The organism is Paracoccus sp. (in: a-proteobacteria) (genome assembly GCF_046462195.1).
Lineage (GTDB): Bacteria > Pseudomonadota > Alphaproteobacteria > Rhodobacterales > Rhodobacteraceae > Paracoccus.
Genome location: NZ_JBKGUN010000029.1, coordinates 1 through 9,912, shown reverse-complemented (window position 1 = coordinate 9,912; position 9,912 = coordinate 1). Strand labels below are relative to the sequence as shown.

6 protein-coding genes and 1 tRNA gene are annotated in these 9,912 nt (G+C 58.4%); 2 read left to right on the top strand and 5 right to left on the bottom strand.

Annotated features, from left to right (window positions below; all coding sequences use genetic code 11):
• Positions 1 to 732: 732 nt before the first annotated feature.
• A complete protein-coding gene (locus ACLHHB_RS01810; protein ID WP_410216569.1) occupies positions 733 to 1,683 on the top strand; it encodes a hypothetical protein in 951 nt (316 codons plus the stop codon).
• Between the two features lie 858 nt (positions 1,684 to 2,541).
• Here ACLHHB_RS01810 and ACLHHB_RS01805 read toward each other — a convergent pair.
• The 5 genes from ACLHHB_RS01805 to ACLHHB_RS01785 form a co-directional block, all read right to left on the bottom strand.
• Positions 2,542 to 2,862, bottom strand: a complete 321-nt coding sequence (locus tag ACLHHB_RS01805; RefSeq protein ID WP_410216568.1) for a hypothetical protein — start codon at positions 2,860 to 2,862, stop codon at positions 2,542 to 2,544.
• 916 nt (positions 2,863 to 3,778) lie between these two features.
• The gene (locus tag ACLHHB_RS01800) at positions 3,779 to 3,982 is read right to left on the bottom strand and encodes a hypothetical protein (protein ID WP_410216567.1); all 204 of its coding nucleotides are present in this window, start codon (positions 3,980 to 3,982) and stop codon (positions 3,779 to 3,781) included.
• Between the two features lie 911 nt (positions 3,983 to 4,893).
• A tRNA-Val gene (locus tag ACLHHB_RS01795) sits at positions 4,894 to 4,968 on the bottom strand.
• A gap of 77 nt (positions 4,969 to 5,045) precedes the next feature.
• Positions 5,046 to 5,594: a histidine phosphatase family protein gene (locus ACLHHB_RS01790; protein WP_410216570.1), complete on the bottom strand. Its 549-nt coding sequence runs from the start codon at positions 5,592 to 5,594 to the stop codon at positions 5,046 to 5,048.
• Between the two features lie 1,005 nt (positions 5,595 to 6,599).
• Positions 6,600 to 7,505, bottom strand: a complete 906-nt coding sequence (locus ACLHHB_RS01785; protein ID WP_410216566.1) for a CAP domain-containing protein — start codon at positions 7,503 to 7,505, stop codon at positions 6,600 to 6,602.
• A gap of 300 nt (positions 7,506 to 7,805) precedes the next feature.
• On the opposite strand from ACLHHB_RS01785, the gene ACLHHB_RS01780 reads away from it, so the two are divergent.
• On the top strand, positions 7,806 to 9,182 hold the full coding sequence (locus ACLHHB_RS01780) for an NAD(P)/FAD-dependent oxidoreductase (RefSeq protein ID WP_410216565.1): 1,377 nt from the start codon (positions 7,806 to 7,808) through the stop codon (positions 9,180 to 9,182).
• The last annotated feature ends 730 nt before the right edge of the window (positions 9,183 to 9,912 follow it).

The following is a 9,912-nucleotide window of genomic DNA, read 5'->3' as shown; positions in this document are numbered from 1 at the left end:
CTCAATGCCATCATCCTCGCCGCAATCGTCATATTCTGGATCTGATGTTTATAGGGATAACCCTAGGCGTAAAGGTGATACTTTTAGGTCACCCAAACCAGATCGACATTCCCGTGAAGTCGTGAAGCATGCTGCACCTTTTGCGCCAATGGGAGCAAGCGGATGGGCTCCTTATTGATGTCACTTATCCTGCGGCAGACGATATTGTCGTTGAGAGAGGTATTCTGGGTGCAGCCGGTGAGTGTATGCGATGCGCTCTGTGAACAGTCTTGCAGGACGATGCCCGAAAAGGGCGAGGCAGGTTTATCTATGCCTTCTTGCTTCACGAGCCTTCCGCAATGACCTCATCTGGACCTCGTGTAGAGGGAACAGTCTGCGGCCAACCTCTTCCTCATCATTCTCGGCACAAGGTTCTTGAACCAACATATCATCCGATACCTGCCAAAATTCAGAGTTTCGCGCAGAGCCTACAGGGAGGCCAGTGTCTGCAGTGAGGTGGGATGCAAGGTCCTATAGCCGTTCGTCAGGCACAGCTAGACCAACAAGGCTTGATTGATGGTCTTACATTTTGACCGTCAATCCAATATCCAGACCCTGAGCACACGCAGTACCGGCAAACATCCTGTTTGGGTCCCCAGCAGTAATTGTATAAGAGGTTTGACAATGTGGATGAGGGCGTAGGCCTGATTCACGTGTCAGCAAGGATCCATCGGCGTTCGAGAAGGACAGTGCATGAATCGCAGGTTTGCTTTGGGATCATTGTTCGCTGCCATGAGCGGGCTTGGTTTGTCTACTTTCGCATGGCGACGGTGGAAAGGATCACCTGCAGCGATGACAGTGGCCGAAAGGGCGCCGCTTGCCCCACCAGAGCGAGTGGACGCCATCTATCACCTCGGCCACAGCCTTGTTGGCCGCGATATGCCCGCGATGCTGTCACAGCTTGGCAAGCACGCCTATGCCTCGCAAATCGGGTGGGGCACGACCCTCAAGCAGCACTGGCAGGATGGTCCGGAAATTCCAGGATTCGAGCTTCATGGCGGTGGCATGAGCCCTATTCCCGCAAAGGAAGCGCTTGCCTCTGACAAATTCGATGTCCTGATCATGACGGAGATGGTCGAAATCCGTGATGCAATTCGATGGTATGAGAGTCCCCGCTGGCTGAGCGAATGGGCAAAGCTGGCGCGGCAAGGCAACCCGGACATCCGAATTTATCTTTATGAAAGCTGGCACAATCTGGACGATCCCGCCGGGTGGCTCGAACGTATCGACGCCGACCTTTCCGAGCAGTGGCTAAGCCGCGTCCTTGCACCCGCCGAAGCGCGCCAAGGCACGGGACAGATTTTCCTGATACCGGGAGGTCAGGCGATGGCTGCGGTCGCGCGTGCGGCAGAGGCTGGGCAACTCGCCGGTGTCACTTCGCGCGAAGATCTTTTCAGCCGGGATAAGGACGGAGTGCTGGATACGATCCATATGGGTGATCTGGGTGCTTATGTGATCGCCCTGACGCATTGGACGGTTATCTGGCAGCGCAGCCCCATAGGTCTTCCCTATCGGTTGAAGCGGGCGGACGACACCGAAGCTCAGAGTTTTCAGGAAGAAACAGCCCTGAAAGTCCAGGCGATTGTCAGAGACGTTGTGGCGAATTCTCCAGTCTCTGGCGTAGAGCCTGAACGTCTGAGTTGAGTAGCGCGAGATATGTGCGGCCTTGGTTTTGCAGAGGGCGCCCGCAGGGCCTTCGAGGGTCGCGGTACGAAATTTTCATAATCATTTCTTCAGGTCATCGGCCGATTTAAAACACTTGCTTCCAACTTGAAGGCGTTTGCCGGCAGGGTTGCTACCGAAGCTCGGGCGCGCTTATGTTGCTGACACAACTAGCGAGAGGAGGCTCGCTTGTGGGCAGCCGCTTCAGAAAGCAGATGTTGAATGAGCAACAGCCAGAGCCAATGCGGCCTCTATACAAGCGCCGCTTGAGAAGGGTTTCACAAGATGAGGAATGTCAGCGAGCGCTTTACGCTCGAGCCCAAACATCCAGAGTGCTGCTAACCTCGTCTTGGAAATTTCTGCTTCGATCCAAGAACACATGTCGGTCAGGGCGGAGCAGATCCACAAGACCGTCGGCAATCTCGACAAGGTGATCCAGCAGAATGCAAGTGCATCGGGGGCTGCTTGCGCTAGTGTCAGCCCCGCTAGCGAATTCTGGAGAAAAGAGGTTTGATACGCGGCAGGTGCGAAACCGTGATACCTCAATACATAGAGGCATTTGAGAAGAGGGTGAGAACTCCAGTTGCGTTTTCGAAGCTGAAGATGTCAGCCTGCTGGGCGGCGGCAAACATAAGGTGGTCGTCCCGAGGTGGGTGGGCCAATTAATCCCCTCCCGGTCGGTCAGACGATGGGTGGCGACGCCCTCCTTCCTCTGGTCGTCAAGAATGTCCTCAACCGAGCGCCGCTTGAGGGCCTAAACGAGGCATGCGGACGTTCAACGGTGGCTTCAGAAGCAGCGCGAAGAGTCCTTCACCTAGGTCAAAGCTGTCGTGCCAATGGCTAGAATCCTGTCTCGGGCAACCAGATCTCTACCGTTCCGTTTCTAGGCGAGGGACGGAAATTGGTGAAATCTGATACAGTTTCCCGACCACCTCCGCCTGCCACTCTGATCAGGTCGCCGATGATTGCGGAAACGTCACGGTCGGCTGCATGGAAGTAGCGGATGCTTTGCTGATCAACGGCATAACGAACAGCGCGGGTCTCGACTTCGGCCGTACCTACTGCGCGCAGGAGGCGGACCAGCTCTTGCGACCGCTCGTATCCGCCAAGCTGAGGATAATTAATCACGACCCGCGCCTGAGCCAGCGTACGGGATACCATGGGCGCCGTGGCCTCGGGAGCGACCCTGCGGGCCACAGCGGCAGGTGCGCGTCGCGGCGTTGCGGACGCAGGCCCACTTGGACGAGGAGCGGCCGAAGCTGATGGGGTCGGTTTGGGAACAGGTGCGGGCGCACGCGCCTCGGATGCAGCTTCGGGCACAGGCTCGCGAGCCCGGCCGGGCACCGGGGGCAGATGTCGCCAGATGTCGCGAGAGCTCGGGAGGTTATTCCCGCCTGCCTGAGCGCCTGCTTGCGTGGCGGTCAGACAAGCGATCATGAAAAGCATCCCGAAGCGAGACCTCAGGTGGTTGTGACGTTCCGTCATGACGGCCTCCAAGTTCAGTGTGCGGCATATCGATCATACCGTTCGCACGCAGATATATACCATCAGATGCCAGATCCATAACGGACCGCCTGATCAAGTCACGTCTAGTTTCGTTCATTCCAACTAGGTGGCGGAACCCCGCCCATATTTGCATCGCAATGATTCCAGCAAAGCCAGAAAGTTTTAAGGACAAAATGTCATAAGGAACAAAGCAACATGTATAGGGGTCATCACCAATGATTCATTCGCTTGGCTTAGGCAGGGTTCGATTCTGCAATAAATGTCTTGGAACAATTGAGACCCGATGATCAGACTGTGCTCATGACGTAGTCAATGGTGCGCCACGGGTCCGAGCGGCGATGGCGACGCGTGTTCAGGCATTCCGACCTGAGCGTGCTGTTGAAGGTGAGGAGGATCGGGACACAGTCCGGCAGACTGTTTCCCTGACGCAGGATGAAGCCGTTGTCGGTGGGCTTGCCGGCCGCGAGAAGTCCAGGGTGGCGTTGTTGGCATAGGCCCACGGATCGAGGGTCAGACATATGGGTCTGACGGACATGAATATGCGGCTCTTGTCGTCCTGGACAATTCTTGGTCAGCCGGTGCGACCGCAAAAGCGTTCCAGTGTCCGGACCACGTCCTCGCGGCGACAGATGAAGCGGGGATCGGCGGCGCAACAAGAGCGGGAAGGCGTATCGACGATGCTCGGGACCCGCAGCATGTTGCCCAAGGCCAGCTGGTCATGGACATTCGCCGGGAAAAACAGTCCCGGACTGTGTTCCGGCCCGGCGCGTATCATGGCCCGGCAGCCTCCTGGTGATCGTCGCGCGGCCTTGCCTTCACCCGCCCCTGGGAGGCGTGCTCCCGAGCCGCAGACCCAACGCGTTGTGGATCCTGCGCGTCTTCTTGGTGTTCACGTGGCCCACCATCCCGTTGCAGCAGAGCATGGACGCGACAATGGCCGCAGCGCACCCGCGGCTCGCAGATCTCCTTGACCTGTTGTTGAAGGGCGGTCTGCCCGGTTCGGCGGGATTGGCAATGGCCGATTGGCGGGCCGGCCGCGGGCCTCCACAGGCACTGCGGACCGACTCCCGTCCACCCGCATCCCATCAACCCGTCTCCGGTCCGGGCAGGGCGGGCCAGCAGGTGCCACCGCTTCAAGCGGACTGGCGAACGATCCCTTGGCGGATGACGTGCCTCGCAACACCTCCCGGTCGAACCTCAGGTCGGCCATGACCTTCTTCAGCCGGCTGCTGTTGGGCTGTTCTTTCGGACCAGTGGCTCTCACAGGCTCAGCCTTCCAGCGCCTTCAGCCGGCGCATCTCGCCGGGCAGCAAGCCGCCATGGCGCGTCTGCCGGGCAGGCAGTTCGCGGGGCTGTTAACTGCACCTTCTTGCTCCGACTGAAGCAGGGTGACTGGCTGATCCCGGCCTTCCGGCAGATCTCCGCAACCAGTGTGCCTTTCTCGCCTCGCGTGAGCACAAGCGCCGGTCCCGCGCTTTTCGTGATCCCCGATGCCTTCATCGTCCTCAACCCTTCTTCTAGAAGGAAAATGTCCCCCGAAAACTCCGGTTCCAAACAGTCTAGTCCTCAGGCGGAAAAGAAGAGGGGGCTTCTTTAGAGAACAACCTTCATCTCTTAAAGAGATACGCTGTCATTCTCACTGAATTTAAAGGCTGCCGCATCGTACAGGACTTCCGGCGATGCAGGTGGTAGCCCGTGACAGATTCGAACTGCCGACCGGCCCGGTGTAAACGGGACGCTCTACCACTGAGCTAACGGGCCCTGCACCTGACAGCATCAACGCTGCAGTGGGAGCATGAATACCTGTGGCGCGGCAAGTTGCAAGAGCCGAAATTGCCTTAATCAGGATCGCTATGATGGTCGAGGATGTTGCTGCACCCGCGGCGGATGACATGGACAACGCCCTGTCGCATGTCTCCTTCTGCCAGTCGGCTGAGCGGCATGTCCTGCGCTATCAGGCGCAGCATGCGCAGCGTCATTCCGTGGGTCACGATCAGCGCAGGCCCTGTCAAACTGTTCAGAAAGTTGCGACATCTGAGAGCTAGGCCAGCAAAGCCTTCGCCCTGAGGACAGTGGTCATACCAGTCCAGCGGGCTTCCTTGGAATATGTGCGGACGCGCCTGTTGCAGATCGGAGAGCAGTTGGCCCGCAAAAGTGCCGATACCGATCTCGGACAATCGGTCGTCCAGCAGAAACCCGTTCGTTCCAAAGATCACTTCGGCGGTCCGCTGCGCCCTCCCTTGAGGACTGGACCAACGTTGGCCATCAATCTTGGACACCAGATCCGCCTGCCACATAGCCTGTTGTCGCCCTCTGGCGGTCAGCGGTGCATCCAGTGATCCCTGAAGACGCCCTTCAGCATTCCACAGGGTTTCTCCGTGACGCATAAGGTAAAGGTCAGGCCAGTCAGGCATGGCAGGATCGGTACTTGAGGAGCGTCATGGAACGGCCCTGCATCTGTTCCGCGGACGCAGTTGAGTCAAGGTGCATTCAGAATTTCCCTTGAGCCGCTTGCAAGCTGAATCGCCCCGGCAACGCCATCAAGCCAACATATGGCAGCAAGCAGTAATCAAGGCCTCTGCCAACACGCCGCTGCGATCGCCTCAACAGGCCGATGCGCAGGGGGATGGAGGAATTTTATGCATTGATCCAGCTTTGGTAGCGCTTTCGCCAACATCGAACTTTGAAAGAATTTCACATCGTCAGCAGACAAAAGGGCTCGTTGTTGCCATTGCGAACAGTGTCAATGCGATGTGGCAGGCTCGTAGCCCGGTTCATACTCAACAAGGGCGCTCATGCACAAATCACTGCACGGGTATTGCGTGGATGAACACGCGGCAAGAAAAACGAGGCCGCAAAGGGCAAGACGAAACATGTTACTGACTCCGCACAAAGACATGTTGAAAATATGCTGTTTGTGCGCGCAAATAAGCTGTTCTTTTCGGCAGGTTCAACGCTGACGTGTTTCGCTAAACGTCAGCACTTGCTTTGGCAAGAGGCGAGGTTCTCATGAAAGGGGTCATGCATGCACCGCCGCAGTTGGCGTTCAGATAGAGGAGAGACCCAATCCTGTTGCACGTCATGTGACAGGATGATCCTTCATGTGATTTAGCAGGGTTCTGATCAGGCATACACGTACGACTATGACATTCCAACGGGTAAACTTAGTCCACAACAGCAAGAAACGCCGAAACCAATCCCCCTTGGCTGAGAGCACCTTTTTGGAATTCCCAAGTCATCGGTAAGGGATGTTTTCCGCCCAATGTTGAAGCCTGGGATCCGGCGCGCAGAGGCAATCGCGGAATAAAGCTTCCGCCGAAGAACGGACAGCCTTTCCTTGCTGCCCCCAGTGCCTCAGGCGTCGTCACTGCAGTCTTGGCTCAAGCCCCAAGTCACTTGCGATCTTCTTGGCGAACCAGAGTCCTCGCCGCCAATGCCACGCAAGGCCGGAGAATTCCGCGACTCAAAGATCCGCCTGCGCGATCGTGCCGAACAACCTTTGCAAGCTGCGGGCCGACTAACCAGTAAAGGCGAACAAAGGCGCGTCCTACCCGGTGCTTGACCAAGATTTCATCGCGGAAGCGCCGCAGCGTCACCACGTCCGGATGCATTCGGCTGCCATAGGCCGCCGTTGCCACAAAGCAGGATCCGCCCGAGGCTGTCTCCCGGTCCTGTGGATCCTCTTGGTCGTCATCCCGGGTGTCGTCGTCCTCTGCTCCGTCAGGGGTGGTCGTGTCTTCATCTTTGGGCAGCGGTTGCGAACTTCCGGGGATGGCCTCTCCATCCACATAGGATGTCAGCACGGCCTCGCCGCCCACCTCTTCCTGAACAAGAACGGGCTGCGTGCTGCTGCCAAAGTTCTGGGTCAGGAAGACCACGTCACGCAGCCCTTCTTCTGTCTGCACCTGACCTTGGGCAAGGCTGACACCGACATAATCGACATCGGGATCCAAGATGTTGGCTTGGTGGGAAGGGCTGTTCATCAGGGCATCGTGGAGGACCGAAAGGACATCTGCGTCGACTTCTCCATCGTTGCTGGCATAGGCCACGTTCTCCCTCACGCTCCACGACCCGCCCTGCATCGGAAAGCCGGCGTCTTCGGCGCGTTCACTGGGGGAACTGCCCTCATTGCCGGTATGGGACAGCGTCTGCTGCTCGGCCATCCATTCCGAATGATCGCGTGCAGAGTCGTTGAGGTGAACCTCGGTATGGACAGGCCGCACGCCAGCCGCCTCTCTCTCGGTGTTGATCATTTCAACAATGCTCAGTTCAAGAGGGTCGGCAATCGTCACGGCCATGGGGATGTCCTGTCTTTGCTGTTCCGGCTTTTTGCCACAGGGTTCGATCAATTGGGAGGCAAGAAGCCGAGGCCGCGCCAGAGGCGGCGGATCACCGCGCGCATCGTCAGCGTGTTGCCGTGCCGGACCCAAAGCCGCAGTAGTTGTGGAGATCGCTCTCAGGTGTTGACGAAGACAGACGACGGCCATCCGCGGCTGCGCCATGAAAGGACTGATGCCGGGAACAACGCCCCCTTCCACAGGTTCGTCGCAGTGACAGCCCCGGGCGAGGCCCTGACTGACACAAGGAAAGGACAAGGCGTGACGGAGCAGCAGCAGACCCTCCATCGTGATCAGGCAGACGCTGAGATGCATTCGGATGTCGTGATCATCGGCGCAGGCTTTGGAGGACTGGAGGTGGCAAAGGGATTGGGCCGTGCAGGGATATCCACCACGGTGATCGATCGGCACAACCATCATCTGTTTCAGCCGCTCTTGTATCAGGTTGCGACGGCCGCCCTGTCTGCCACCGATGTGGCTGAGCCGATCCGAAAGGTCCTCCGGCGCCACAAGTCGGTGCGCGTGATCTTTGGGGAGGTGACCACCATCGACACCTCGCGCAGGCAACTCACGCTCAGCTGTGGACAGACTCTGGGCTATAGCCGTCTTGTTCTCGCCAGCGGCGCCGGGCATGGATATTTCGGCCATGACGAATGGGCGCAATGGGCTCCGGGCCTCAAGACGATCGAGGACGCCCGCCACATCCGCTCGCAGGTGTTGCTGACATTTGAGCGTGCAGAGCGTGCGGCCGACCCGGCCGAACGCCAGCGCCTGCTGGAAATTGCCATTATCGGTGGCGGGCCCACGGGCGTCGAACTGGCAGGCGCCATTGCCGAGTTGAGCCGCTATACCTTGGCACGCGACTTCCGCACCATCAGGCCCGAAACCTCGCGGATCACACTGGTCGAGGCAGGGCCACGGCTGTTGTCCGGCTTCACGGAAGAACTGTCGGCCTATGCCAAGGCGCGGCTGGAGCGCCTCGGGGTTTGCGTCCGGACGGGCGAGGCGGTGGAAGAGATCAAGGCCGACCGCATCGTGATCGGCGGAAAAGAGCAACCAGTGGGCATTGTGATCTGGGCTGCCGGCGTGTCCGCTTCACCCTTGGCGCGACAGCTTGGGGATACAGACCGGGCCGGACGCATCCCGGTGGACCAGACCCTGCGGGTTCAAGGACAGGAGGAGGTCTTCGCACTGGGTGATGTGGCCGTTTTCGCTGGGCCGGACGGTAAACCCCTTCCCGGACTGGCACAGGTCGCCAAGCAGCAAGGTGTCCATCTGGGGCAGACGCTGGCCCGCCATATCCGGACGGGCGACGCGCTGACGCCGTTCCGTTACGACAGCCGAGGCAACACGGCCATCGTGGGACGGCATGCGGCAGTGTTCGAGCAAGGAGATTTCAAGATCAGGGGATGGTTTGCCTGGGCTGCCTGGGCTGTTATCCATGTCTATCTGCTGGTCGGCTTCCAGCACCGGTTTCTCGTGTCGATGCAGTGGCTCTGGCGCTATCTGACCTATGATCGCGGGGCGAGGCTGATAGCGGGGGACTTCATCGAAGTCGCCGATCACAAGGCGGCTCCGCTTCCCCGTGATCGTCTGCGAACACCCTCTCCCGACGGCGTGCCGGTAAAAGGCGACTGAGTGATATCGTTGGGTTGTCGGGCGCACCTTTGCAGGGCTCTCTAGCTTCCGGCGCCTTACCCCCCACCGTCAGATACGAGCGGTGGGCTCACATTCACCTCGCCCTTACTTCTTTGCCTTGGGCCGTTATCTGCTTCCGAACCCTGGGCGAGTGATTGTGGAACGCGCTTGGAGTGAACGAGGGAAGGGATTCGCGCTTCAATGGTAAGAGTCGTAATGATGGCCAGACACAGCCTTCCTGTCCAGCCGGTGCAAAACGATGAAGATTACGCGTCGCGGTGGAGCCGAGCGACGTAGCATGTCAGAAGCTCTCTGGATGCGACGCAAGGAAAATCGGAGCGGCTAAATCCTTGCGGCTGAGTACCTCAAGTATGGGAGCTGTTGTAAAGGCCGCGGCGGCAACTGATATTCTCCAGCTGCGCAGAGAAGCCCCCCTGACAGGATCATACAACCCTTGGCGAGTTGGCCAGATCGGGAATCATTCGAACGGAATGCTCCCCTCCTATTAATCAAGTCAAGGCAGGGCTCCGATCAGAGACTACGCATTGGTCATCAAATTCGGTTCCCAACAAGTCTTTTCGATCCTGATCTTTCCAAACGCATGCACTGCATGGACAGCCAATCATGGCAAGCCAACAGGAAAATGCAAGACAGCAAAGGGGGGGGCCGCGGAACGGGGGGGGGATCAACAAAGGCCGTTAGGCCGAAATTTTTTTTTCTACCAAAACAG

Excerpts from the sequence above, each read along its gene's own strand:
- ACLHHB_RS01810 (WP_410216569.1), top strand. The coding sequence starts at position 733 with ATGAATCGCAGGTTTGCTTTGGGATCATTGTTCGCTGCCATGAGCGGG.
- ACLHHB_RS01805 (WP_410216568.1), bottom strand. The coding sequence starts at position 2,862 with ATGGTATCCCGTACGCTGGCTCAGGCGCGGGTCGTGATTAATTATCCT.
- ACLHHB_RS01800 (WP_410216567.1), bottom strand. The coding sequence starts at position 3,982 with ATGATACGCGCCGGGCCGGAACACAGTCCGGGACTGTTTTTCCCGGCG.
- ACLHHB_RS01790 (WP_410216570.1), bottom strand. The coding sequence starts at position 5,594 with ATGCGTCACGGAGAAACCCTGTGGAATGCTGAAGGGCGTCTTCAGGGA.
- ACLHHB_RS01785 (WP_410216566.1), bottom strand. The coding sequence starts at position 7,505 with ATGGCCGTGACGATTGCCGACCCTCTTGAACTGAGCATTGTTGAAATG.